Genomic DNA, 25086 nt, shown 5'->3' with positions numbered 1-25086 from the left:
AATGACAAAAAACAACATAACCATGAGCAAACTATTTCCACCCATAAATTTTAAAGAATGGATTGAAGAAAATCGTCATTTACTTAAACCTCCTGTTGGTAACAAAGTGGTTTGGAAAGATGGCGACTTTATTGTAATGGTTGTCGGTGGACCTAACGACCGTACAGATTATCATTATAACGAAACACCAGAATTTTTCTATCAAGTAGAAGGCGACATTGTTTTAAAAGTCATTGATGATGGTGTACCAAAAGACATTCATATTAAGGAAGGTGACATCTTTTTATTACCACCAAAAGTGCCGCATTCGCCACAACGTGGACCAAATACTGTTGGTTTAGTTATAGAGTATCCAAGAGATGAAGGCGTAAAAGATAAGTTACAATGGTATTCTGAGAAAGATGCTAGTTTGCTATACGAAGAGGAATTTACTTTGGACAATATCGAAACCGATATGCCTGCCATTTTTGATAGATATAACAAGACTATTAAAAAAGACTAAACTAGAAAAAAAATATTCCATAATTAAATCTCTCGCAATCCAACCCAAATATGAGTAAACGCAAACTAAGAATAAACGGTCACTCACACCTTCTTCCCTACCCTGAAGAAATTCCTCAGTTCATGAAAGACAAAGGTATTTTTTGGGTCGATAAAGACCGAAAATTTATGCTTCAGAAAGATTGGAATCGTCCTATTACAGATTCTAGTTTTTTCTTAGAAGAAAAGCTAGAATGGATGGAGCGCAATAAGCTAGACCATGCCGTTGTTTTAAATTTATCTCAACTTTACGGCAATGGTTTAAGGGTTGAAGAAATGAAACAAGCCTTACGATTTCAGAATGATTTTAATGCTAAAGTGCAACATAATCATCCTAGTAAATTCACCTGTGGTTTTGTAGTGCATCCTGGATTTGTAAGAAGTGCTTGTTGGGAAATTGAACGTTGTGTTGAAGTTCTAGGTATGCAACTTTTATGTTTACCTACGCATTATATGGATTCTATTGGCACTTGGCGTTGCATTTTTGATGAAGAAAATGAACCTATTTTTGAAATGGCCAACAAATATAATTTGGCTGTTGAAATTCATCCTTACGATGGCGAGAAGTTTATAAAATTAGAAAACACATCGTGGCGGTTTCATTTAATTTGGATGTTAGCACAATGTGGCGATGCGTACCACTTTTTAACCTTAAATGGTTACCAAGATAAATATCCTAACATGCGTACTTGTTTTGCGCATGGCGGACAATTGGCACAAATTAATTTAGGACGACGGATTCAAGGCTTTGATGGACGACCAGATTTATTTGAAGGTAAAAGTCATCCTAGAAAAGCTGTAGGACATAAAAATATATTCTTTGACACTTTAGTGCATGACACAGGTGGTTTAGAATTATTAATTAGAAATCAAGGTTCTAAACAAGTAATTATGGGACTAGACGACCCTTACCCTTTAGGGGAAATGGAAAGCGAAAAGCAATCCTCTTATCCAGGTAAAATTATAGATTTAGCCATAGAACGCGAGATAATTACTAAAACCGAAGGAGATGCTATATGGGAAGACAACGTTATTCAATGGTTATGTGGAGATGATGATGCAGCTAAAAAGAAATTAATGGATAGAATTTTGTCTTAATAGTTCTCTGCATCTTAAGGTTTTAATTTAAATTATAATTTATGTTTTTCTTGCCCGATAATTTAGACAAATATGTAGTTGACCATTCTGAACAAGAACCTCAATTACTGCAACAACTCACTAGAGAAACCTATCAAAAAGTACTACAACCGATAATGCTTAGTGGCCCTTATCAAGGCCGTGTTTTAAGTATGATATCGAAATTAATTCGTCCCAAAACGGTTTTAGAATTAGGGACTTTTACCGGATATGCGACATTATGTTTGGCAGAAGGACTTCAAGAAAACGGTAGGCTTCATACAATTGATATTAATGAAGAACTCGTCGATTTTCAGCGAAAGTATTTTAACAAGTCGGAATATGGACAGCAAATCATTCAGCATACAGGAAGCGCTTTAGATATCATTCCTGAGTTAAATGAGACCTTCGATTTAGTTTTTATTGATGCCGATAAGCCTAATTATTCCAATTATTTTCATTTAATAATTGATAAGTTAAAACCAGGAGGTGTAATTCTTTCTGATAACGTGTTATGGTATGGAAAAGTGGTAGAGCCTTTTGACGCAAAGGACAAATCGACAAAAGCAGTTTTAGATTATAACACACTTCTTAAAAACGACGAACGTATTGAAACTGTTCTTCTCCCTATAAGAGATGGTTTAACCATTAGCCGAAAAAAATAAGCCTAGCTATGAGTGACATTGACATAAGAACCGTAGATGTAGTTAAATACATCACTCCTTTAAGAGAAGGCGGATCGTTACCTGCTATTATTGAAGCTAGCGATGGTTTTCTATACGTTCTAAAATTTAGAGGAGCAGGCCAAGGAACCAAAGCTCTCATTGCAGAATTTATTGGAGGTGAATTAGCAAGAGCAATAGGTTTAAAAGTTCCTGAATTAGTGTTTCTGAATTTAGACGATTCGTTTAGTAAAACTGAACCTGATGAAGAAATACAAGATTTATTAAAATTTAGTGTAGGTTTAAATTTAGGTCTGCATTACCTAAGTGGTTCTATAACTTTTGATCCTTTGGTATCAGTTGCAGATGCTTTAACCTCATCTAAAATTGTGCTTTTAGACAGTATTATCAGTAATATTGACCGTACCGTAAAAAACACCAATTTATTAAATTGGAATAATGAATTATGGGTTATAGATAATGGAGCGAGTTTCTATTTTCATCATAATTGGAGCACGTGGGAAAATCACCTAAAAGGAACATTTTCTTTGGTTAAAGATCATGTTTTATTAGAACGTGCTGCACTTTTACAAGAAGCTTCAAAAGACATTATAAAAGTATTGAACCAAGAAACGATTGAAGATATTATTTCTAAAATACCAGATGATTGGTTGAAAAATGAATCTGATTCATTCAGTCCTGACGATATGAGAACTGCCTATAAAGCGTATTTAAACTCTAGACTATCAAAAATTGAAACCTTAGTAAAAGAAGCTGAAGATGCAAGATAAAGTGACGTTTGAATACGCAATTATTAGATTGGTGCCTAAAGTGGAACGCGAAGAATTTTTTAATATTGGTGTGATCTTATTTTCGAAACGGAAAAAATTTCTGGGAGTAAAGTATAACGTTAACCCGAAAAAGCTTCAGGCGTTCTCATGTGAACTCGGATTGGAAGCTATTCATAATTATTTAAAATCCTGGGAATTGATTTCTAAAGGCGACCCTTCCGGAGGTGCGATTGCCCAATTTGAATTATCCGATAGGTTTAGGTGGTTAGCAGCATCTCGTAGTACTATAATTCAAAGTTCTAAGACACATTGTGGTATTACTGATAATCCAGAACATGAATTACAAACGATTTTTGAAAAACATGTGTTAGATTAAATTATTTCAATCAAAAAAAAGAAAAGCCTCACAACATTTTGCGAAGCTTCCTATTACATTTATTATTACGTTCTATCTATTGTACAGCTTCTAAAGCATCAATATTTCCATAACCAAAATACTATTTTTACTAGGATAAAATTCAGAAGATTGCTTCAGTCTATTTAAAACCTGTGTTCTGCTCCAACTTGGATATTTAGACCAAATTAAAGCTAATTTTTAAGAAATACGTAATTATTTATTGCGTTTTAATGATCCTGTGAAGTCTTCGAGATCATCTTTAATTTTATTGATTTCTTCTTGAACATTTTTTGTAACATCAGAATCTATGATGTTATTTTCTTTTGCGCTTTTAGAAACTTCTTGTTTAATATCATTACTTGCATCTCTTAACTGACGCATACCTTTACCAAGTCCTCTTGCTATTTCAGGAAGTTTATCTGCACCGAAGACTAATACCACTATTAGCAGTATCACCATTATCTCGGCAGCTCCAATAAATAATATTGTTAGTTGATGTATCACGATGCAAATATAGAATGAGTTTGTGAATTAAACGACTTGAATTTAAATAAAAAAAGCCAACTTAGAAAAGTTGGCTTAAATTTATCAATTGATAGGTGGTACTAATCTCTAGCTCTCGCTTTAAACTTATCAAATTCACTTTCCTTTACCTCTTTAGGCCATGCGTTGTTGGTGGTATCTACATCTGCTGTTTCTAAATCTGGATCAATTTGTATTGATACAATTTCTTTATCACTAGCTACAGCTTTTGTCACCTCCTTATCGTTTAATCTCCATACTTGAGCTGGATAAGTTTCTCTAGATGCTGTGCCATCAGCATAAGTATATTCTACGATTAGCGGCATCACTAACCCACCTGGTTTCTCAAAAGTAATTTGATAGAAAAACTGAGGCGCTTTTTTCATAGATTTTTGTTCTTCTGGTGTAAAATTATCCATAATATATTCTTTTACAGTCGGTAATTCATCAATAGATGTATTGGCTTTCATGGCATCATCAAAACCTTCAGCGCCTTCTTCTATGAAATAAACTAAGCTGTTAGGATCTCTATTATACCTTTCAGCTAATCGTTTTCCGTTATCATTAGGCGTCGTAGTTACAGCAAATTTCTTTACATCTTTGATTCCGATATCCGTATAATCTGTGGTGTAGAACCAACCCCTCCAAAACCAGTCTAAATCTACAGCTGAAGCATCTTCCATAGTGCGGAAAAAATCTTCGGGAGTTGGATGTTTAAACTTCCAGCGGTTTGCATATTCTTTAAATGCATAATCAAACAAGTCGCGTCCCATTACTGTTTCTCTTAGAATATTTAATGCTGTTGCAGGCTTACCATAGGCATTGTTTCCAAACTGATAGGTATTTAATCCCTTAGTCATAATTGGTGCAATATAATTTTGATCACCTCCCATATATCTCACTATATTCTTAGCAGGTCCTCTTCTAGATGGAAATTTTTTGTGCTGTGGAGACAACGCATCTGGATACCATTCGCCAAAGTCTTGCTCTGCTACGTATTGTGTAAACGTATTTAAGCCTTCGTCCATCCATGTCCATTGACGTTCATCACTATTTACAATCATTGGAAACCAATTGTGACCAACTTCATGAATAATGACGCCAATCATTCCGTATTTTGTTCTATCAGAATAATTTCCTTCTTTATCTGGACGACCAAAGTTAAAGCAGATCATTGGGTACTCCATTCCCATTGGTGTATTTACAGAAATTGCTTTGTGATATGGGTAATCAAAGGTCATTCGAGAATACGTTTTTAGTGTACTTGCTACAGCTTTTGTGGACCACTGTTCCCATAATGGGTTTCCTTCTTTTGGGTATAGAGATACTGCCATTACATCTTTATCCCCAAGTTTCACAGCCATCATATCCCATAAAAATTTACGTGAAGTTGCAAAACCAAAATCACGTACCATTTTAGCCGAAAGCTTCCATGTTTTCTTATCTTTACTTTTAGATTTTTCAGCATTTCTAGCCTCTTCATCTGTAACAATCATTACAGGTTCATCATAAGATTTCTGCGCTTTTTTATAGCGCTTCATCATCTCTTTTGTAAATACTTCCTCTCGGTTGGTTAATACACCTGTTCCATCTAGAATATGATCTGCAGGCACTGTGATATTCACATCAAAATTTCCGAATGGCAAAGCGAATTCATCGCGTCCCCAAAACTGAGAGTTCTGCCAGCCTTCTACGTCATTATATACAGCCATACGCGGATAAAATTGCGCAATAGTATATAAGTTGTTGTCGTCTTCCTCAAAATACTCATAACCAGAACGTCCACCATCTGTAACGTGATTATTGATATTGTACCACCATTTAATTTGGAATGAAAACTTATCACCTGTTTTCATTGCTCGTGGTAATTCTACTCGCATCATAGTGCGATTTATAGTATACGGTAAGTCTTTTCCATTTACATCCTTAACATGAACAATGTTAAAACCACCATCAAAAGATTCTTTTAAATAGGATTTCACTACTCTAGAAGATAAAGAAGCTGGCGCAATACCAGATCTACCAATAAGTGGTGTTTTAGAATCTTTAGCACGCATATTCTGATCTAATTGCACCCACAAATAACCTAATTCATCGGGTGAATTATTAGTATAAGTAATAGTTTCATCTCCATATAATTTGGCATTAACATCATCGATTTCAATGTCCATTTTATAATCTGCCTGTTGTTGGTAATAACCAGGTCCAGGAGCTCCTGAGCCCGTTCTAAACACATTAGGTGTAGAAAACTCATCGTAAAGCTGTTTAAATTTATTTTGGTTAGTGTGACCTTGCTGACGTTCGGTCTTTACCTCATCTTGGGCATATGTACTAAACGAGGTAAAAAGAATAGCACACAAGACAAATTTAAAAATTTTCATAGGTTATTTTGAAATTAAACATGGCACCTAAATTATGAATTTAAGATGGTTTTAACAGTTATTTAATTAAAATTTAACAGACACACATCATTATCAGGCACAAGTAAAAAGCTTTTATTTTTCTCATAGACTTTTAGGCGAACAATGTTTTGTTGACCTGAGAACACATCGAATAATATTTGATTGGTAATCTCTAAAGACTCTAATTTAGAAACATTTTCTACTTCTAAATAACAATATGCAATATCATCTTTATACTCTTTTCCTATAAACGTGAAGTTTACGGTTTTGCCATTAACAAGAATCTTTAATTTATCCTTTAAGTATTTGGTCATATAAGTATCCACCATTTCGGACTCATCATCGATGGCTAGCGTTATAGATTCATCAAAACGCTTTCGTATTAAAGTTTCGAAATCATCTATAAATATTTGGCTAATAATCTGAAGAGACTGTTCTTTTTTAGCATATTCCACAACAGTGACGCTTACATAGTATTCGTGATTATTAGTATTAGAGATTAAAAATGGAAGGCTTAAAAGGACAAATAATATAGCTTTGAATTTCATGTTTTTATTTAAGGGTAGATCTATGGATTGTAAAATGCAGTCCAAAGTTAGTCTTTAGTTGCGGATTTCCGATTCTCTTGATATGCTTTTAGCTTTGTTTGTAAAAATTCTAATAGTGCCAAATCGTTATTTTGATTACAAAGGTTCAAAAATTCTTTGTCTTCTTGACAAAACATATAATATTCGGTTCGTAAATTTTCTTTTAAAGAATCATTTTTGAATAAATAGTTTTCGTAGTTATTTTTCATGCGTTCTATACATGCATTGCGATCGTCAAGTTCTACTATGGCTTTTAGCTTTTTTGTTCGTCCACTAATAGTGTTAAGTACTTTATAAAAATTAACGCTAAACCCTAAACCTACACTACCCCAAGACCCACCATCTGCATCGTATAGTTTTCGTTCATTTTGAGTAAGTTGTTTACCTTTATAACCTGGTATGCCGAGATCATAAAAATTTATTTCGGGTTCGGCTTTAAGATTTTCGAGATCGGACTCTAAACTTCCAGTAAAAATTTTACCCACAATAACCTCATTTAAAGCACTTACATTTTCTACAAGTGAGACATTAAACGCTCCTACTGCTACTATTAGTTTGGTAATAACCACCTCTTGTGTTTGATATTTAACTCCAGAAATTATCAATGTATCTTGTGCTTGTGCAGGTATCACAAAACTTCCATCTTCATTAGATACGGTGTATTTTGCAGCTGTTCTATTTTGAATATGTAGTCCTTCGACCTCATCCTCTGCAATAAGTTGACCATTTAGATCACGACGTTGCGCACTAACATAACACACCGATAAACAAGCGAGTACAACATATAATAAACTACTCCTTTTCACGGGTTGCTTTTAAAAATGTCTTACTTAACTCTGAAATACGCTCTAACAGTTGCATTTCATTATTTTCTTCAAACAAACGATCTTCTACTCCTGCTTTCTCAACATAGTCAATAAATGCGTCCACCTTATCTAAAGGAATATCAAAATTTTTATGAATATAATTAACGCTATAAATATCTAATGCTTGCTTAAAAGGTGTTTTCTCTTTTAATTGGGCTTTTTTATTTTTAGTTTTTTCACCATCGACATCAACCACTTGCTTGAAGAGAAAACCAGCAACGTTTACTAAATCAACCATATTTCCGACATATGGATTATATTCCGTAAACGCCAAATTATCTGCTTTGGTTTTATAGTCTGCAGAAAACTCAAAATCTTCAATATTATCTAAACCGAAATAGACATCGTCAAGGCTTACATTATAGGTTCTTACATTTTCTAAATCAGCTCTTAAATTACCTGTAAGGTCAAAAGGCAGAATAACCACTTCATCTAATTTATTAACTTCCTCAACAAGAATAACCGTTAATTGTTTTGAAATTAAAACCTTATCTGTAATAGTTACTGAAAAATCCTGAAATTGAAGAGCACCAAATTCTATGACATCATTTAAGGCAACTTGGATTTCAAAATTACCGTCAGCATCTGTGTACGTCCCCTTATTGGTAGAGGAATTAAAGACAGCAACTCCTTCTTTATCGTCCGTAGCAACTACAATTCTACCATTGATTGTAACCCTTTCTACAGCTTGAGAAAATGCCGTAAGTGTTGTCATTGCAAATAATAAGAGTAGTATTTTTTTCATGTGTGTTGATTTAATATATTGAATTATCACATGCTGTTCTCTATAAAATTATTCGCTAGACGCAAAAACGATAGTAACATGCTCGATTTTAACTTTTCATTCTTGTAATAAATTTCGGTTATATTCTTCAATTCTCATAACAATAGGTTCGTAAATGTTTGTTAAATGAGAAAAATAGCACTTTTAAAAAAGATTAACTTACTTTGTAACCGATACTACTAAATCTTTAAAATTTGAAATCAATTATAATTGCAAGTACTTCTACGGTTCACGGAAGTGGCTATTTAGACTATTTACTAGACGAATTAAAAATACATTTTAAATCGGCAGATGAAATTCTATTCATTCCCTATGCCAGACCAGGCGGAATTTCTCACAATGTTTACACCCAAACAGCAGCTAAAGCTTTTTCTAAAATAGGCAAAACGGTAAAAGGTATACACGAATTTGATAACGCTATTGCAGCCATAGAAAATGCTCAAGGTATTTTTGTGGGTGGCGGAAACACGTTTGTTTTAGTTTCACAATTGTATAAATACAAGGTGTTATCACCAATAAAGGATGCGATACAAAATGGCACGCCATATTTAGGTACTAGTGCAGGAAGTAACATTTGTGGCTTAACGATGAATACTACCAACGACATGCCAATTGTATATCCTCCAAGTTTTAAAACCTTGGGTCTTGTTCCATTTAATATTAATCCGCATTATTTAGATCCTATTGAAGGTAGCACACACATGGGAGAAACTAGAGAAACACGCCTTAAAGAATTTCATGCCTACAATACTCAGCCAGTAATTGGATTAAGAGAAGGTAGTTGGATTGCCGTTAAAGGAAGTGAGCTAACGTTAAAAGGTCACTTAGACGCTAGAATTTTTGAATATAACAAATCTCCTTATGAAGTAGCTCCGCAAACGGATTTAGATTTTTTAAAATAACCTATAGCTTTTTTAAAAAATGGTATCCTAAAATCTGAAAACCTTCGTTATAATAAAATTTATGCGACGGATAATTTTGTACATAAGTATTAAGCTCTACAGAATCGCATCCACACTCTTTAGCATACTTATAAATCCAAGCCATAAATCTTTTACCTAACCCATTTCCCCTATGTTCTGGTACAATGTAAACATGGTCTAATTCTACGGATTTGCCAATATAATGTCTGGTAGAAAACCATAATCCGGTTATTCCTACAAGCTCATTATCTATAAAGATGCCTGCACATTTATAATTTTGATGTTGCATGTCTTTAAAACGTGACCTTAATAACGCTTTACTGACTTTAGCGTCATTTAGCTCATAGACTAAAGGAATAATTTGGTCGAGATTATCGTTGGGAATTAATTTAAAATAATAATTCATGGGTGATAATTTAAAAGCTAAAAATACGTCATTTACACAAACAAAAAAGCGTCCTAAGGACGCTTTTTTCAACTAACTAACTCAAATAATTGTCTACTCCCAGACATTTTTATTTTTAAATCGCTTCAGAAACATTTCTGCGTCTTTGGCTTTCGATTTTTGTGCATGTTTTATTGCGGTATATCCATTATCACATGATCTATGAATTTTAGAGCCTGCTGTAATTAAGACCTTAATTATTTCTACACGATTGTATTTTGCAGCATAATGAATTGGCATCATACCATTTGATTTTGCGTTTACATCTGCACCTGCTTTAATAAGTTTATTCACTTCGTCTAAGTTTCCTGTGGCAACGGCTTTACATAAAGGACTAACCTCTAAAGTTTTAACAATTGCATTATTTAACTCAGAAGCTAAAAGAGCATTAGATGCATTTACATTTGACATTGAAAAGCCTAATGCTAAGGCTAATACGATTACTGTTTTTTTCATGATGAAAGATTTTAAATTTAATTGATTGTTTTTTGATTATACCAAATAGACGACAGTTTCCTGAAAGTGTTACACCTAAAATCATTTTATAACATTTCTTTAACGCTTTGAAAATAAATATGTTAATATCATCACAAAACATAAACAGATCTTTACCAACTATTTAGTAAAACTTAAAATAGCGTTAACATTCTAAATTTTTTTAACATACAGATTTGTTGTAGCGTTGTATGTATTATCTTTGATACTCAAAATTTTTTCACATGAATAAAAAGGTTATTTTAATGATTTTAGATGGTTGGGGAAAATCACCTGACCCTAAAGTTTCGGCTATAGACAACGCGCAAACTCCATTTATAGATTCTCTGTATACCAAATATCCAAATGCTAGTTTAAGGACGGACGGATTACATGTTGGTTTGCCAGAAGGCCAAATGGGAAATAGTGAAGTTGGTCATATGAATTTAGGTGCTGGCCGTATCGTATACCAAGATTTAGTAAAAATTAACCTTGCTGTAGAAAATAATACACTGCGCGAAGAACCTGTTTTAAAAACAGCTTTCGAATACGCAAAAGCTAATAACAAAAACGTTCACTTATTAGGGTTGGTTAGTGATGGTGGTGTCCATTCTCATATTAATCACCTATATGGTTTACTCAATGCGACTCACGACTATGGTTTAGAAAACGTATTTGTGCATGCTTTCACCGATGGTAGGGATGTCGATCCTAAATCTGGTTTTAGTTTTATTACCAATTTAGAAAAACAGCTCACTAAAACATCTGGAAAACTTGCCTCAGTTACTGGTCGTTATTATGCTATGGATAGAGATAAACGTTGGGAACGTGTAAAAATCGTTTACGATGCCTTAGTCAATGGTGAAGGTGAAAAAACTAATGATGTTTTAAAATCGATTCAAGATAGTTACGCTAAAGACATAACAGACGAGTTTATAAAACCTATCATAGTTTCAGATCAGAATGATCAACCTGTCGCTACAATTAAAGAAGATGATGTTGTTATATTTTTTAATTTCAGAACAGATCGAGGCAGACAATTAACAGAGGCCTTAACACAACGTGATTTTCATGAGTACAACATGCACAAAATGAAACTTCACTATGTAACCATAACCAATTACGACAACAGTTTTAAAGGTATTAATGTTGTATTTAATAAAGAAAATCTTAGCGAAACTTTAGGTGAAGTCTTAGAGAAACACCACAAAAAACAAATTAGAATTGCGGAAACTGAGAAGTATCCTCATGTTACCTTTTTCTTTTCTGGTGGACAAGAACAACCGTTTGAAGGAGAAACAAGAATTTTAAGAAACTCACCAAAAGTTGCCACTTACGATTTAAAACCAGAAATGAGTGTTTACGAATTAACAGACGCCCTCGTTCCTGAATTGAAAAAAGGAGACGTTGATTTTGTATGTTTAAATTTTGCAAACGGAGATATGGTTGGTCACACAGGTGTTATGCAAGCTGCTATAGAAGCCTGTGAGCATGTGGATAAATGTGTTAAAGAAGTCGTTACTGCGGCATTAGACAATGACTACACTACTATTTTAATTGCAGACCACGGTAACTGTGAAACGATGATAAATCCTGATGGCTCTCCAAATACAGCTCATACAACGAATCCGGTTCCTGTAATTTTAATTGATAAGGATTTAAAAGCAATAAACGATGGCATTTTAGGAGATATCGCACCAACCATTTTAAAACTAATCGGTATCCCACAGCCAAAGGCCATGACGAGAGATAGCCTTGTTTAGTTTTCTTATTGTTGTAACTTTGCCCTAGATTTAACAAATAACATGAATTTTCAAAATAGATTAATAATAGCTGTAGATTTTGATGGAACCATTGTAGAGGATGCTTATCCTAAAATTGGAAAAACACGCATCTTTGCATTTGAAACTTTAAAACGTCTTCAAGAAGATGGCCATAGGCTAATTCTTTGGACCTATAGATGTGGAGCTAAGTTGCAAGAGGCTGTCGATTTTTGTAAAGATAATGGTATTGAGTTTTATGCTGTAAATGCTAGTTTTCCAGAAGAAAAATACGATTATAGTCGAAGTCGAAAAATACATGCAGATCTATTTATAGACGATAGAAACATAGGAGGTATTTTAGGTTGGGGAGAAGTGTATCAAATTATCACTAACGAAGAACCTAAAATACCTACTGAAAATAAAAAATGGTGGCAATTTTAAGCCACCATTTATTTTATAAAATTATAGTAGGCTTTTTCAATTGCTTCACGATGATTCGGATGCGCTATATTCACTAAAGCTTTTACCCTATTTTTAATGGTTTGGCCATATAGATTAGCTACTCCGTACTCTGTAACTACATAATGAACGTGAGCTCTTGTCGTTACCACACCTGCTCCATTTTTCAATACAGGTACAATTCTACTAATACCCTTTTTAGTAACTGACGGTAATGCAATAATAGCCTTACCACCAGCACTTAACGAAGCGCCTCTGATAAAATCCATCTGACCACCTACTCCAGAGTACATATCAGAACCTATAGAATCCGCACAAACTTGTCCGGTTACATCAACCTCAATCGCAGAATTAATAGCTACCATTTTTGGGTTTTGTTTTATATAGGCTGGATTGTTTGTATAATTCGAAGCTCGCATTTCTACAAACGGATTATCATTTACATAATCATATAAACGTTTAGACCCCATTAAAAATGTAGATAAGGCACGTCCACGATTTATCTTTTTATAATTACCGTTAATCACATTATTAAGTATTAAATCTATAACACCATCTGAAAACATCTCAGTATGTAATCCTAAATCTTTATGATTCGTTAATTGGGTTAAAACTGCATTTGGAATAGAACCAATTCCCATTTGTAATGTGCTACAATCCTCTATTAAACCTGCAACATATTCTCCTATTTTTTGTTCTATGGCATTAGGTTTTGCCATAACATGTAAAGGAAGTTCTTCATCAACCTCAACAAAGTAATCGATTTCTGAAATATGAATAATTCCGGCACCATGGGTTCTGGGCATTTGCGGATTTACTTGTGCTATAACGGTTTTTGCATTATCTATAGCAGCCAATGCGGCTTCAACAGATACTCCAAGAGAACAATACCCATGCCGATCGGGAACAGAAACATGAATTAGCACCACATCTAATTCAAGTACACGTTGTTTAAAAAGTCGTGGTAATTCACTTAAAAAAACAGGAGTATAAGATCCATTACCTGCCTTTATAGTATGTCTAATATTTTTACCTAGAAAAAAAGAGTTAACATGAAAACTGTCTTTTAATTCCGGATTAGCATAAGGCGCCACACCTTCAGTATGTAACTGGCAAACTTCCACATTTCGAAGCTCTTCATGTCTTGCTGCTAATGCTTTAACAAGGATTTGAGGTGCAGCTGCAGCTGCCTGTATATAAACACGATCGTTAGATTTTACCACCTTTAAAGCCTCTTCTGCGGAAACAATTTTATACATAATACACCCGTTTTAGATCGCAAATTTAGAGTAAACAAAAATTTTATAAACTGTTATTTATCATGTTTTGCTGTTATCTTCATCTTTCTCTTTACGTTCACAATTTGCATGTAACATCGCGATATTTTAGAGTAAGATTACAGTTGAAATAACAAGCGCTGTAAATATTATCTATTTTCTTTAGTCGTAATTTTAATCAAAAAATGCTATTACCTATCTTTGCCGCTGAATATATTGAAACATGATTATAGTAAAAACCACAGAGGAAATTGAATTAATGCGTCAAAGCGCACTCGTTGTATCTAAAACTTTAGGTATGTTAGCGAAAGAAGTGAAAGAAGGCGTAACAACTAACCACTTAGATACTATTGCTGAAGAGTTTATTAGAGACCATGGTGCATTACCTGGTTTTAAAGGGCTTTACGATTGTCCTTCAACGTTACTTTGTAGTGTTAATGAAGCTGTCGTTCATGGTTTACCAACAGACACTCCATTGAAAGATGGTGATATAGTGTCTATAGATTGTGGTTCATTTATGAATGGCTTTTATGGCGATCACGCATACACATTTGAAGTTGGTAACGTCGCTGAAGAGACTAGAAAACTTATTCAGGTGACTAAAGAATCATTATACAAAGGTATTGAGCAACTTAAAATTGGTAACCGCGTTGGTGATGTTGGTTATGCTATACAACAATACACGGAAGCTAAAGGTTATGGTGTGGTAAGAGAATTGGTAGGTCATGGTTTAGGTAGAAAAATGCACGAAGATCCTGAAATGCCTAATTACGGACGTAGAGGTCGTGGAAAAAAGTTTATTGAAGGCATGGTTGTCGCCATTGAGCCTATGATAAATATGGGAACCCATAAAGTAAAACAACTTAAAGATGGCTGGACCATTGTTACGCAAGACGGTAAACCTAGTGTGCATTTTGAACACGATGTTGCTATCGTTGATGGCAAACCAGAAATACTTTCCACATTTGCATATGTGCACGAAGCCTTAGGTGTTGTGTCTGACGAAGAAGATGCTTTTAGACAAAACGCTTTAGTACTTTAAGATTTATAGCTATGACCATTGCACACATAGAGAACGAATTAACTGCTTTAAGAGCGGAGCTTAATGCTCATAAATTATATAGTGCTTTATCGTCGATTGATGATATTAAAACATTTATGGAACAACACGTATTTGCCGTTTGGGATTTTATGTCTTTACTAAAAGCACTTCAAACTCAATTAACAAATATATCGGTGCCTTGGACGCCTGTTCAAAATCCTTCTACAGCTCGCTTTATAAATGAAATTGTACTAGGAGAAGAAAGTGATGTTAATGAGTTAGGCGAGCCTAAAAGTCATTATGAAATGTATTTGGATGCCATGCACCAAGTTGGAGCAAGCACATTATCTATTGAACAATTTGTAGATTATATTAGACATGGTGACTCGGTTTCTATTGCTGCAGCAAAAGTAACATTGAATGCTGAAACCCTCAAATTTGTAGACTTTACTTTTAAAGTTATTGCAACCAACGAACCGCATAAAATTGCATCAGCATTTACATTTGGACGAGAAGATGTCATTCCTGATATGTTTTTTCAAATAATCAATCAGTCTAAAACGAGTGATAATACGTATAGCAAACTAACGTACTATTTAAAGCGTCATATTGAACTCGATGGTGATGAACACGGTCCGCTTTCTTTAAAAATGATTGAGGAATTGTGTGGTAGCGATGAACAAAAGTGGCAGGAAACTTTAAATATTGCTAAAGATGCATTAATGCATAGAATTGCGCTTTGGGATGGCATTTATAATTTAATTACAAGTGAAGTAAATGTTTAATCGTTATTTTAATCCATGTAATAGCGATGTTTATTTATTATGATTAGATAATTGTTTCGCAGAGTTACACAGAGTTTCCACAGAGATTCGCGGAGGGATTTAGGTTTTAATAAAATATATGGTTTACGATAAAATCAATGAGAATATTATTGGAGCAGCTATTGAGGTGCACAAAACACTTGGTCCTGGTTTATTAGAATCCGCGTATCAAGAATGCTTATTTCATGAATTAAAAGCCTTAGGATATTCTGTTCAAAAAGAAGTTTCAAGACCTATTATTTATAAAGATATCTCTTTAAATCACGGTTACAGAATTGATATATTAGTAGAAAACAAAATAGTTATTGAACTCAAAACTGTTGAGAAATTTACAGATGTTCATACTGCTCAAATATTGACTTACATGAAATTAGGAGATTACCCAATAGGACTATTACTCAACTTTAACACAAAGCTTTTAAAAAACGGAATAAAACGATTCATAAACACTATCGAGTAAGCACTCCGCTAAACTCTGTGTGTCTTTGTGTATCTCTGAGTAACACTATGAAAAAACTTTTTAAATTCATTCTAAACACCATACCAAGACCTTTCCTGATAAGATTGAGTTACGTGGCACGGCCTGTTTTAGCTTTCTTTTTAAAAGGACATACGTTTATAGACCCAATTGACGGTAAAAGTTTTAAAACGTTTTTACCTTATGGCTACGGGACGCAAAGAAATAATGTATTATCGCCTTCCACATTAAGCTTAGAACGTCACCGTTTGTTGTGGTTATACTTAAAAGATGAAACGGATTTCTTTACTGCAGAAAAAAGCGTTCTACATTTTGCGCCGGAACAATGTTTTTTAAAACGTTTTAGAAGCCTTAAGAACTTAACGTATACAACGACCGATTTATTATCACCTATTGCGGATGTGAAAGCAGATATTTGTGATTTGCCTTTTGAAGATAATAGTTATGATGTTATTCTATGTAATCATGTATTAGAACACATCCCAGATGATACTAAAGCCATGCTAGAATTATTTCGTGTGATGAAACCTGGTGGTTATGGTATTTTTCAGATTCCACAAGATTTAAATCGTGAGATGACTTTTGAAGATGATTCGATTACAGATAAAGCTGAACGTGCCAAGATTTTTGGCCAATATGACCATGTTCGTGTGTATGGTAGAGATTATTTCGATAAGCTTCGTTCTATAGGTTTTAAAGTTGAAGAGGTAGATTATACGGCTCAACTTTCAGAAAAAGATATTGAAAAATACTGTTTGGCTAAGGGTGAAATTATTCCTGTAGTTTATAAATAAAACCATTACTAAAATGACGCAACACCTTATAATTGCAACAGGCGCTATATTCGGAATGCTAGCCGTGATCTTTGGAGCTTTCGGTGCTCATGCCTTAAAGAAAATTTTAACTACAGAGCAATTGCATAGTTTTGAAGTTGGTGTAAGATATCAACTGTATCACGCCATTGTATTATTAGCTTTAGGTTTTAATGCCAAAGATATCACCTCAGCAACCTATTGGTGTTTCACAATCGGCATTATTTTATTCTCTTTTAGTATTTACGGTTTGATTTTATCGGATGCTAAAGGTAAAAAACTTCGGTTTTTAGGACCAATTACTCCAATTGGTGGCTTACTATTGGTTATAGGTTGGCTCTTGGTATTGGTAAATGCGTTATAGCCTCTAAATATCTTCAAAAAAAAGTTGAACTAAAATTAATTAGTCCAACTTTCTTCAATTGATTAATAGCACGTTTATTTCTTCACAAAGCGTTTAGTTAAAACGTTTCCGTTTTCGTCTTCGATTTTAATTAAGAATATTCCGTTTGATAATCCTGAAACATCAATAATTTCTTTTTGAGTTCTTAAAACTTCAGCTCCTAAAACAGAATAAATTAATACTTCTTTTAAGTTTTGAGTCATTTCAATATTTAAAATTGAAGTGGTTGGATTAGGGTATAACTTGATGTCGTTTTCACTAACTATTAAATCATTAATTCCTAAAGACGGATCGAACTCATAAGCACCACGATCTACTGTTGTATTAAAAATACGTTGATTAAATAATAAATCTGTAGTAATATCTGCTGGGATTAAACTATTATCACCAGTATCAATAGACGTAGAACCAGCGGTTAATTTAAAATCTACATCCAAATTAGGATCAGTAGTATCAGTTGCTGTAGTACCTGTTATTAACGATAGTCCATCTTCATCTGTGTTATTCTTTACAATTCTACTAGCATTTGTATTGCCAAATCTCGTAGAATTTGTAGCAGTTCTACCAATAGCTTTTGCTAGTGTAGCTGTGTTATCTGTGTTAGCCCAAAATATATTATTAGCAACGGTAATAGTTCCCCACTCTCCATTATTTCTTGATATTTCTACTACAGGATAATCTCCACCACCACTACCGGCACTAATATTATTAACAAATGTATTATTTACTACATCTGCATTAAGCGTAACGCTAGTAAAATAAGCCCTCAAACGCAAGGCAGCTGCACCAACACCATTTCTGTTTTTTACGGCATCATTATCTGTGATATTAGATCTAAACAAAGTATTTGTTACCGTAATATTCATTGTTCCTACAGAACCAGAACGATGATAGTCGATACCTGAAGCTGCATTAGCTAAATTATTTTCTATAACACAAGCATCTACAATCATATTAGACTCTGAGGTTGTAGTTGTTAGCGATAAACCAGCTCCTGAAAATGCTACATTATTTTTAATGACACTGTTTTTTATAGTAAAATTAGCAACAGTAACTGCTTTAAAAAGTCCACCACCAAAACGATCATCACCAGATGTCGCATCTGCATTACCATCTTTTATGGTGACACCATCTACCGTTAAATTATTTGTCATAATTTCTACAACGTGCGTACTATTATCATCTCTTGTAGGGTCGTTAAAATCTACCGCTGCACTATCATCTCCTAACAAGTCTCCGCTTAATATCGTTTCATTTGCAGTATGGATTAAGCTCATATCTCTTTCTGATAAAGTAGCTTCTGTACCAGCAAAACCACCATAAAGATTGGTGTTTACTACAAAGCTTTCATTTCTATCAGAAGCGTGTGGCTTATAAGTTCCTTTAGCTACCCAAACTTGGTCACTTAAATCTGTAATCGCTAAAGCACTATGTAAATCTGTAAAAGCATCTGCCCAAGAAGTACCATCATTAGAACCTGTTGCACTTGCATCTACATAAAATATATCCGCTTCAGGTATATGTGCATAAATATCTTGAACCTCTGTAGCCGTTAATGTTCTATTAAAGATTTCTATATCATCAATGTTTCCATAATAATCATTTGATGAAACTCTAAATGTGGCATTATTATTTAAAAAAGGCTGATTAATACTTGAATCTATCCCATTAGAAAGTGTTGTATGCAAAGTCCCATCAATATAAATACTATTATCAAAAGCTATACCTGTAGCATCTCGTTTTGTGGTAAAAACGATATGATGCCATCCACCATTAAAAACAGATGAAAAGTTGGATTGAGAAGACTGATGCGATGTGTTTCCGTTTATAAAGTTTGCTACTAGTGTATTACTTGTTGTCGTTGTCATAGAAATTCCATCTCCTGAGCCGTTTGATTCGCGAATATCAAAAATTTCTTGAGCCGTTCCTGTAGGTGCAGAACCTGCAATCCAAAAACTAATACTAATTTCATCATTATAACCTGTAAGCGTATACCCATTTCTAGTAACTGCATTTGCTCTAATAGCATTATCTGCTCCACCAAAGCGATCTGGTCTTAGCGTCGGTGCTGTTCCAGATAAATCGCCATTTCCAGGATCTGCTACATTAATTAAACTTCCACCATTAAACGTATATTTTGCTACTGCGTCTGTTGGTACCTGTGCAATGGATAAACTACTTATAAAAAGTAGCATAAAAAGTAATCTTGTTGTCATAATAAATTTGGTTTTAATTGTTGTTAATGAACCAAATATCTATTATGATGCTTTAAAAAAAAGCAGTTAATTTCTGAAATGTACGTTTCAACTTCTAAAAAACGCTAACCTATATTCTGCACAATGGTTAAAAACTCATCTTTCTTATCTTTTGATATAGAGACGCTTTCATTATTGTCCATAATAATATAACCACCATCTTTTTTGCAGTATTCTTGAATATACTTTAGATTAATGAGGTAAGAACGGTGTGGTCTATAGAACGTAGGAATAGACTCTAGTAAGGTTTCAAAATGTTTAAGCGGCTTACTTATTAATAATTCAGAAGCATTATAAACACTTACTTTAGTGTACATGCCATCGGCTTTTAAAAGAATAATATCTTCAAAATTGATAAACTTTATACCATCTGCAACAGGAAGCCCTATTTTTTTGAAATTAGAAGATTTTAGACTTTTCTGAAGTTCTTCTAACTTTAAATTAATATGAGATTTCCCAATATTAGCTATCGCTTTTTCAATAGCGTCAACTAATTTATCTGCTCGCAATGGTTTTAATAAATAATCTACAGCTGAAAGTTCAAAGGCTTTAATGGCATACTCGCTATATGCGGTTGTGAATATGATTTCAAAATTTGAAGTTGCACTATCAATAAAATCGAATATTTCTAAACCCGAATGCTCTGGCATTTCAATATCTAAAAACACAATTTTTGGTTGCTCTTTTTTAATAATGTCTACACCACTTATTAAATCTTCAGCCGTAAAAATAGATGTTATTTTAGAGCAGTTTTCTCTTATTAAAATTTCTAGTAACTTTCTAGCCTTTGGCTCATCATCTATAATTACTACGTTCATAATTCTAGGTTTAGGTTGTAAAAGGAATATTAATTTCTACTTGTGTTCCTGATGGTTGGTCACCTTCAAACAAATCTATTATAGTGACTCCGACTTGCTTTTGTTTACCATAATTTAATAATGCCAATCGGTCTTGAGTGGCTTTTGTTGCAAAGGATTTATGCTTTTTGTTTTTTCGGGCTTTAAACGCTTCTGCCTTATCTCTACCAACACCATTATCTACAATGACGCATTTGACTGTTTTTGTTTTGTCTTTAATAAAAAAATCAATCTTCAAAACACGGTCTGTTTTACGATGTAACAAACCATGCTTTAGTGCATTTTCTACGTAAGGCTGAATGAGCATTGTTGGAATATAAACTTCTCCAGTAGTTAAACTCCCAGAACTATGAATAGCATACTCTAATTTATCTTCGAAACGTAATTTCTCTAATTCTAAATACATGTTAAGGCAATCAATTTCTTCTTGAAGCGTAATACGTCCTTTGGTGCTGTGGTTTAGGTATGTTCTAATTAGATCTGCAAATTTACCCAAGTATATACTTGCTAATATTTTTTGATTCAACACAATATATTCTTGAATGGAATTAAGCGCATTAAATATGAAATGCGGATTCATTTGAGACCGTAAATTTTCTAATTTCAAATTAATCAACTCATTGTCTAAGGACAGTTGCTTTATTTCTAATTGCCGTTGTTGTTCCTTTTGTTTTATTTTTCTTCGGTAGTATAAAACCGTCGATCCTAATACTAAAAATGACAAGCCTGAAAAAAACCACCATGTTTTCCAAAATGGTCTTTCAATAGAAAATTTAAGTTCTTTTATTGTGGTATCGCTACTTTCAAAATCAAGTACAGGTTTTACTTGAAAGGTGTAGTTTCCGGCAGGTAAACTATTATATTTAACGGAATTAATTCCGGTTTCTGCTGACACCCAATCGGTATTTAATCCTAGTAAGCGATAGCTATATGTTCCCTTCTGATTAAATTGGAACCCATTAACATTAAATTCAATGTTAATTGTATTTTGATCGTAATCAAGTTCATAATTAGGTCTTACTTCTGTGGCTTCTTCATTAATTTCTATCTGACTAAAATAAACGTTATGCTCTATTGGTGTTTTAAATACTTTCTCTTTGTCAATTCTAAACAACCCTAAATTAGAAGAAAAAACAACCGTATTATCTAAAATTTCTATACCAGAAATATCATACGACACGATACCATCTCTCTTGGTTAAGGTTTTTATTTTTTTGGTTTCTACATCTAACAATTGAATCCCTTTATCTGTAGCTATCCATAATGTATCGCCATCTGCCTTGATGTTTTCAATACGGTTAGAGACTAAACCATTTTCGGTTGTAAAATGAGACACCACTTTATCATGCGCTATACCATAAATCCCATCTTTAAATGTGGCGACCCAAACCATTCCATTTTTAGTTTTGGTAAGTGAAATTGCAAAAATAGACTGGTCATTATTCCTGATATGTTTAGGCTTCCAATCACAGTCGTAAATTACTAAATCGTCTATAAAACCAATATAAGTGCTTTTGTATTCTGAATCATAAAATGAGGTAAATGTCCTTTTATTTGAAGAAATATCCTGACCTTTTTTATTGAAATTATTACTATCTAATAAGCGCACATCGGCATAGTTTGCAAACAATAGGTTTTCATTATTTATAATAGACAAACTCTTTGCTCCATGAAAATTATTAAAAACATTAACTTGTTTTGTTTTGTTATCTAATAAAAAGCCATCATCATCTTTACTTATAAAAGTTAACTGTTCTTTTGAATGGTGTTTTATGGCTGAAACTCGCGCTGTTGATGGCAAATCTATAATATCTTCTGTATGATTTATGACATCATAAAAACCAACATCTCCATTATTAGTGCCAAAAAACAAAGTGTTATTATCTATCTTTTCTAAATTACTTATATTTCTATTTCCTTCCGATATATTTAATTGCTCTATATGAATATTAGGTATTACAAACACACCATTATTAAGTGTTGTAAACCAGAAGTTATCATCTTTATCTTTTATTATTTTGGTAACATGATACCGCTGTAAAAACTGCTTTTCTAATTTGAATACCTCATTTTCATACGAATACACTAAAACACCATTTTGTGTAGCAACCCATAACTGTCCATTATTTTCAAAATACGAGAGATGTCGCTGATTGGCAAGCAGTTCAAAATCATGGATTTCAGCATATTGAGTCTTATCTAAATCGAGCTTAAAAAAACGATTTTTTTCGTTGTGTTCCCTTATAAAGAATAACATAGATCCTAACTTAAAGAGCTTTGATTTTTGATTGACATTATATTCGCCGTTCTTTTTAGGTTTTGGTAATTCGAACTCAAAAAGGTTTTCTTTTTTATAACCATTGCTTAGTTTACATAGGTTAACGAACGACCCAAAAAAAATGTCATTATTATACTCAAAAGGTGCTCCAAAAGCAAGGGTAGTCTCATATGGTGTGGTGACTTTCTTACTTAATAAATCGACATAATAAATCCTGTATTTGGTAAAAACAATAAGGTGCTCTGTTGTGACTACAAAATCTGAAAGCTCTCCATTAAGTTCTTTTCCGAGATCTATAAACGTCATAAGCTGATCATCCTCTACATAAAAGAATTGTCCGGAAATATTGCTACACCAAATACGCCCTAATTGGTCTTCTACAGGCTCAAAAACAGATAAGCCTCTTTTTTCTTGGTTGCTGTAGTTTTTAAAGACTTTTCCATCATATCTAAAAAGCCCTTTATCTGCAGCTAACCAAATAAATCCTTTACGATCTTCAATAATATTATAGAATTCTTTGTCGGGCAAGCCATCTTTTTCAGTGAGGTGTACAGATACAGGCTCTTGTGCTTGCGAATAACACAAGCACAATTGAAATAATATAAAAAAGAGAATTTTCTTCAGCATCATAATATTGTAGCTAAAACTACAACAAATTACAAACTGAAAGCCTATTAGCTTTTAAAAGTGGGTTTTTAACTGCTGAATGTCGTTTTTTCTAGTCAGGAAAGTTATTTAACGTCAAAGTTTCAAACTCGTTGTCATCATTCTCAAAAATAATAAACGCTTTTAATTCTGAATGTTTGTATAAAAACTCAGTTACTTTTTCAATGCCCATAGCTTGAAAAGCTGTAGCATATGCATCTGCCGTCATACAATCTTCTGCCAATACAGATACACTAAGGATATTTGTTTTTGAAGGATAGCCTGTTTTGGTATCAATAATGTGTGCATAGCGATTTCCGTTTTCATCGACTTTAAATTTGCGGTAAGTTCCAGAAGTAGCCATCGCTTCACCTTGTAACGGAATGACTTTAGAGTAGGACTGTTCGCCTTCAAAATTAGGATCATCGATGCCCACTTTCCATGGTGATTTTTTATCTAGATTAAGCCCACGAACACGAATTTCACCTCCGATTTCAACTAAATAATCTTTAATATTTCTGCTTTCTAAAAATTCGCCAATAACATCTACACCATACCCTTTTGCAATGGCATTAAAGTCTAAAAACGATTTTGAGCTTTTAACCACCTTATCCGCTCTCAATCCCATACGGTTATACCCAACAGAGCGCATTAAACTATCTATGGTTGTGCTATCAATATTCACTATCTTACCTTCTGGCCCAAAGTCCCATGCATTCACAACCGATCCTATGGTAGGGTCAAATGCTCCTTCTGTAGCTCTATAAATTTCTTTTGCCTTCTGAAAAACGCGTTTAAAATGTTCATCTACCACGATAGCTTCACCTTTGTTTAATCTAGATATTTTAGAATCTGGAATGTAAGTAGACATCGATTGATTGATAGCATTAAAAATACTATCAAATTGAGGTTTATAATTCACATCGTTTGACGTGAAGTATTGAATATTGTAGCCTGTACCGAAAACAGGACCACTAATTTTAATGTTCTTAGGCTCTAGAGTACACGAAAAAAGTAGCACAGTAAGACACAAGTAAAGTATATTTCTCATATAAAAGAAGTTCAAAAAATGTAGTTAGCTAAATAGATGTATCAATTCAAATTCATTTCTATAACTTGAATGCCGTTGTATTCTATGAGATACTCTTCGTTAAGATAAATGGGTAAATCTTCACCGTTTGGATTACCTAGACCAACTCCTGCATATAAAACCTTTGCATCTTTTTCAAAAGCGTGTTTTTTAAAGGTTTCCATCCAAACCACATCATAATTATTAGGATTATCTGGCAAAATTACAGCACGGACGACCACAAAATAATACTGACTATTTTTATCAATACACACAAATTGTGGATGGCGTTTTAACTTGCTATTAATTGCTATGAATTCAAAACCACGAGCTTCTAGGTCCTTGCCTACATGGTTCATGGCGAGATTATGAATTTCTTGCGGTGTTAATGGTTTGCTCATGATACAAAAATACA

General features: G+C 33.6%; 26 protein-coding genes. 13 read left to right on the top strand and 13 right to left on the bottom strand.

The window, feature by feature from the left end:
* Positions 1–22: 22 nt before the first annotated feature.
* From C8N41_RS06380 to C8N41_RS06360, 5 genes are read left to right on the top strand one after another with little or no spacing between them, the layout of a single operon-like run.
* Positions 23–502, top strand: coding sequence for a 3-hydroxyanthranilate 3,4-dioxygenase (locus C8N41_RS06380; protein ID WP_092447721.1), 480 nt, complete (start codon positions 23–25; stop codon positions 500–502).
* 50 nt (positions 503–552) lie between these two features.
* A complete protein-coding gene (locus C8N41_RS06375) occupies positions 553–1638 on the top strand; it encodes an amidohydrolase family protein (protein ID WP_115838617.1) in 1086 nt (361 codons plus the stop codon).
* A 41-nt stretch (positions 1639–1679) separates the two neighbouring features.
* The gene (locus C8N41_RS06370; protein ID WP_092444656.1) at positions 1680–2321 is read left to right on the top strand and encodes an O-methyltransferase; all 642 of its coding nucleotides are present in this window, start codon (positions 1680–1682) and stop codon (positions 2319–2321) included.
* 8 nt (positions 2322–2329) lie between these two features.
* Entirely contained in the window at positions 2330–3109 is a 780-nt protein-coding gene (locus C8N41_RS06365) for a HipA family kinase (protein ID WP_115838616.1), read from the top strand.
* A complete protein-coding gene (locus C8N41_RS06360) occupies positions 3099–3485 on the top strand; it encodes a DUF3037 domain-containing protein (protein ID WP_115838615.1) in 387 nt (128 codons plus the stop codon). The genes C8N41_RS06365 and C8N41_RS06360 overlap by 11 nt, the downstream gene beginning before the upstream one ends.
* A 234-nt stretch (positions 3486–3719) precedes the next feature.
* Here the strand turns inward: C8N41_RS06360 and C8N41_RS06355 are convergent, their stop codons facing one another.
* The 5 genes from C8N41_RS06355 to C8N41_RS06335 form a co-directional block, all read right to left on the bottom strand.
* On the bottom strand, positions 3720–4010 hold the full coding sequence (locus C8N41_RS06355; RefSeq protein ID WP_092444663.1) for a Sec-independent protein translocase subunit TatA/TatB: 291 nt from the start codon (positions 4008–4010) through the stop codon (positions 3720–3722).
* A gap of 101 nt (positions 4011–4111) precedes the next feature.
* On the bottom strand, positions 4112–6409 hold the full coding sequence (locus C8N41_RS06350) for a M1 family metallopeptidase (RefSeq protein WP_115838614.1): 2298 nt from the start codon (positions 6407–6409) through the stop codon (positions 4112–4114).
* A 62-nt stretch (positions 6410–6471) separates the two neighbouring features.
* The gene (locus C8N41_RS06345) at positions 6472–6978 is read right to left on the bottom strand and encodes a DUF6702 family protein (protein ID WP_115838613.1); all 507 of its coding nucleotides are present in this window, start codon (positions 6976–6978) and stop codon (positions 6472–6474) included.
* A gap of 47 nt (positions 6979–7025) precedes the next feature.
* Positions 7026–7823 carry a peptidase associated/transthyretin-like domain-containing protein gene (locus C8N41_RS06340; protein WP_147298938.1) on the bottom strand — a complete coding sequence of 266 codons (798 nt, stop codon included), beginning with the start codon at positions 7821–7823 and terminating at the stop codon, positions 7026–7028.
* Positions 7810–8628: a carboxypeptidase-like regulatory domain-containing protein gene (locus C8N41_RS06335; protein WP_147298937.1), complete on the bottom strand. Its 819-nt coding sequence runs from the start codon at positions 8626–8628 to the stop codon at positions 7810–7812. Before C8N41_RS06335 ends, C8N41_RS06340 begins: the two co-directional genes overlap by 14 nt.
* 233 nt (positions 8629–8861) lie before the next feature.
* Between C8N41_RS06335 and pepE the strand changes: the two genes are divergently transcribed.
* Positions 8862–9569: a dipeptidase PepE gene (gene pepE / locus C8N41_RS06330; RefSeq protein ID WP_092444673.1), complete on the top strand. Its 708-nt coding sequence runs from the start codon at positions 8862–8864 to the stop codon at positions 9567–9569.
* 1 nt (position 9570) lies between these two features.
* On the opposite strand, the gene C8N41_RS06325 is transcribed toward pepE, so the two are convergent.
* Positions 9571–9996 (bottom strand): GNAT family N-acetyltransferase, encoded by a 426-nt coding sequence (locus tag C8N41_RS06325; RefSeq protein ID WP_115838809.1) that lies wholly within the window; start codon positions 9994–9996, stop codon positions 9571–9573.
* Positions 9997–10089: 93 nt separating this feature from the next.
* On the bottom strand, positions 10090–10491 hold the full coding sequence (locus tag C8N41_RS06320) for an ankyrin repeat domain-containing protein (protein ID WP_115838610.1): 402 nt from the start codon (positions 10489–10491) through the stop codon (positions 10090–10092).
* 263 nt (positions 10492–10754) lie between these two features.
* On the opposite strand from C8N41_RS06320, the gene gpmI reads away from it, so the two are divergent.
* Positions 10755–12272 carry a 2,3-bisphosphoglycerate-independent phosphoglycerate mutase gene (gpmI, locus tag C8N41_RS06315; protein WP_115838609.1) on the top strand — a complete coding sequence of 506 codons (1518 nt, stop codon included), beginning with the start codon at positions 10755–10757 and terminating at the stop codon, positions 12270–12272.
* A gap of 42 nt (positions 12273–12314) precedes the next feature.
* Positions 12315–12713, top strand: a complete 399-nt coding sequence (locus C8N41_RS06310) for a BT0820 family HAD-type phosphatase (protein ID WP_092444679.1) — start codon at positions 12315–12317, stop codon at positions 12711–12713.
* 8 nt (positions 12714–12721) lie between these two features.
* On the opposite strand, the gene C8N41_RS06305 is transcribed toward C8N41_RS06310, so the two are convergent.
* The gene (locus C8N41_RS06305) at positions 12722–13990 is read right to left on the bottom strand and encodes an acetyl-CoA hydrolase/transferase family protein (RefSeq protein WP_092444680.1); all 1269 of its coding nucleotides are present in this window, start codon (positions 13988–13990) and stop codon (positions 12722–12724) included.
* A 241-nt stretch (positions 13991–14231) separates the two neighbouring features.
* On the opposite strand from C8N41_RS06305, the gene map reads away from it, so the two are divergent.
* From map to C8N41_RS06280, 5 genes are all read left to right on the top strand, one after another.
* Complete coding sequence (map, locus tag C8N41_RS06300) at positions 14232–15050, top strand: type I methionyl aminopeptidase (protein ID WP_115838608.1); 819 nt, start codon at positions 14232–14234, stop codon at positions 15048–15050.
* Positions 15051–15061: 11 nt separating this feature from the next.
* A complete protein-coding gene (locus C8N41_RS06295; RefSeq protein ID WP_115838607.1) occupies positions 15062–15835 on the top strand; it encodes a DUF3050 domain-containing protein in 774 nt (257 codons plus the stop codon).
* Between the two features lie 118 nt (positions 15836–15953).
* Positions 15954–16334: a GxxExxY protein gene (locus C8N41_RS06290; RefSeq protein ID WP_115838606.1), complete on the top strand. Its 381-nt coding sequence runs from the start codon at positions 15954–15956 to the stop codon at positions 16332–16334.
* Between the two features lie 47 nt (positions 16335–16381).
* Positions 16382–17146 (top strand): class I SAM-dependent methyltransferase, encoded by a 765-nt coding sequence (locus C8N41_RS06285; RefSeq protein ID WP_115838605.1) that lies wholly within the window; start codon positions 16382–16384, stop codon positions 17144–17146.
* A 13-nt stretch (positions 17147–17159) separates the two neighbouring features.
* Positions 17160–17528 carry a DUF423 domain-containing protein gene (locus C8N41_RS06280; protein WP_115838604.1) on the top strand — a complete coding sequence of 123 codons (369 nt, stop codon included), beginning with the start codon at positions 17160–17162 and terminating at the stop codon, positions 17526–17528.
* A gap of 74 nt (positions 17529–17602) precedes the next feature.
* Here the strand turns inward: C8N41_RS06280 and C8N41_RS06275 are convergent, their stop codons facing one another.
* The 5 genes from C8N41_RS06275 to C8N41_RS06255 form a co-directional block, all read right to left on the bottom strand.
* A complete protein-coding gene (locus C8N41_RS06275; protein ID WP_115838603.1) occupies positions 17603–19783 on the bottom strand; it encodes a LamG-like jellyroll fold domain-containing protein in 2181 nt (726 codons plus the stop codon).
* A gap of 104 nt (positions 19784–19887) precedes the next feature.
* Positions 19888–20640: a LytR/AlgR family response regulator transcription factor gene (locus C8N41_RS06270; RefSeq protein WP_115838602.1), complete on the bottom strand. Its 753-nt coding sequence runs from the start codon at positions 20638–20640 to the stop codon at positions 19888–19890.
* Between the two features lie 10 nt (positions 20641–20650).
* Positions 20651–23587, bottom strand: a complete 2937-nt coding sequence (locus tag C8N41_RS06265; protein WP_115838601.1) for a sensor histidine kinase — start codon at positions 23585–23587, stop codon at positions 20651–20653.
* A gap of 88 nt (positions 23588–23675) precedes the next feature.
* Positions 23676–24653 carry an FAD:protein FMN transferase gene (locus C8N41_RS06260; RefSeq protein WP_115838600.1) on the bottom strand — a complete coding sequence of 326 codons (978 nt, stop codon included), beginning with the start codon at positions 24651–24653 and terminating at the stop codon, positions 23676–23678.
* 41 nt (positions 24654–24694) lie between these two features.
* Positions 24695–25072 carry a Na(+)-translocating NADH-quinone reductase subunit F gene (locus tag C8N41_RS06255; RefSeq protein ID WP_092444699.1) on the bottom strand — a complete coding sequence of 126 codons (378 nt, stop codon included), beginning with the start codon at positions 25070–25072 and terminating at the stop codon, positions 24695–24697.
* Positions 25073–25086: the final 14 nt, after the last annotated feature.

Origin of the sequence: Winogradskyella sediminis (assembly GCF_003387355.1) — a bacterium.
GTDB classification, from domain to species: domain Bacteria; phylum Bacteroidota; class Bacteroidia; order Flavobacteriales; family Flavobacteriaceae; genus Winogradskyella; species Winogradskyella sediminis.
Note: the sequence above shows the minus strand (reverse complement) of the source record. Positions and strands in the feature narration are given on the sequence as shown.

Coding starts and splice junctions, on each gene's coding strand:
- C8N41_RS06375 (WP_115838617.1), top strand. CDS start 553: ATGAGTAAACGCAAACTAAGAATAAACGGTCACTCACACCTTCTTCCC.
- C8N41_RS06295 (WP_115838607.1), top strand. CDS start 15,062: ATGACCATTGCACACATAGAGAACGAATTAACTGCTTTAAGAGCGGAG.
- C8N41_RS06270 (WP_115838602.1), bottom strand. CDS start 20,640: ATGAACGTAGTAATTATAGATGATGAGCCAAAGGCTAGAAAGTTACTA.
- C8N41_RS06290 (WP_115838606.1), top strand. CDS start 15,954: ATGGTTTACGATAAAATCAATGAGAATATTATTGGAGCAGCTATTGAG.
- C8N41_RS06255 (WP_092444699.1), bottom strand. CDS start 25,072: ATGAGCAAACCATTAACACCGCAAGAAATTCATAATCTCGCCATGAAC.
- C8N41_RS06325 (WP_115838809.1), bottom strand. CDS start 9,996: ATGAATTATTATTTTAAATTAATTCCCAACGATAATCTCGACCAAATT.
- map (WP_115838608.1), top strand. CDS start 14,232: ATGATTATAGTAAAAACCACAGAGGAAATTGAATTAATGCGTCAAAGC.
- C8N41_RS06320 (WP_115838610.1), bottom strand. CDS start 10,491: ATGAAAAAAACAGTAATCGTATTAGCCTTAGCATTAGGCTTTTCAATG.
- gpmI (WP_115838609.1), top strand. CDS start 10,755: ATGAATAAAAAGGTTATTTTAATGATTTTAGATGGTTGGGGAAAATCA.
- C8N41_RS06370 (WP_092444656.1), top strand. CDS start 1,680: ATGTTTTTCTTGCCCGATAATTTAGACAAATATGTAGTTGACCATTCT.
- C8N41_RS06275 (WP_115838603.1), bottom strand. CDS start 19,783: ATGACAACAAGATTACTTTTTATGCTACTTTTTATAAGTAGTTTATCC.
- C8N41_RS06305 (WP_092444680.1), bottom strand. CDS start 13,990: ATGTATAAAATTGTTTCCGCAGAAGAGGCTTTAAAGGTGGTAAAATCT.
- C8N41_RS06260 (WP_115838600.1), bottom strand. CDS start 24,653: ATGAGAAATATACTTTACTTGTGTCTTACTGTGCTACTTTTTTCGTGT.
- C8N41_RS06335 (WP_147298937.1), bottom strand. CDS start 8,628: ATGAAAAAAATACTACTCTTATTATTTGCAATGACAACACTTACGGCA.
- C8N41_RS06365 (WP_115838616.1), top strand. CDS start 2,330: ATGAGTGACATTGACATAAGAACCGTAGATGTAGTTAAATACATCACT.
- C8N41_RS06310 (WP_092444679.1), top strand. CDS start 12,315: ATGAATTTTCAAAATAGATTAATAATAGCTGTAGATTTTGATGGAACC.
- C8N41_RS06285 (WP_115838605.1), top strand. CDS start 16,382: ATGAAAAAACTTTTTAAATTCATTCTAAACACCATACCAAGACCTTTC.
- C8N41_RS06380 (WP_092447721.1), top strand. CDS start 23: ATGAGCAAACTATTTCCACCCATAAATTTTAAAGAATGGATTGAAGAA.
- C8N41_RS06265 (WP_115838601.1), bottom strand. CDS start 23,587: ATGATGCTGAAGAAAATTCTCTTTTTTATATTATTTCAATTGTGCTTG.
- C8N41_RS06360 (WP_115838615.1), top strand. CDS start 3,099: ATGCAAGATAAAGTGACGTTTGAATACGCAATTATTAGATTGGTGCCT.
- C8N41_RS06345 (WP_115838613.1), bottom strand. CDS start 6,978: ATGAAATTCAAAGCTATATTATTTGTCCTTTTAAGCCTTCCATTTTTA.
- C8N41_RS06350 (WP_115838614.1), bottom strand. CDS start 6,409: ATGAAAATTTTTAAATTTGTCTTGTGTGCTATTCTTTTTACCTCGTTT.
- C8N41_RS06280 (WP_115838604.1), top strand. CDS start 17,160: ATGACGCAACACCTTATAATTGCAACAGGCGCTATATTCGGAATGCTA.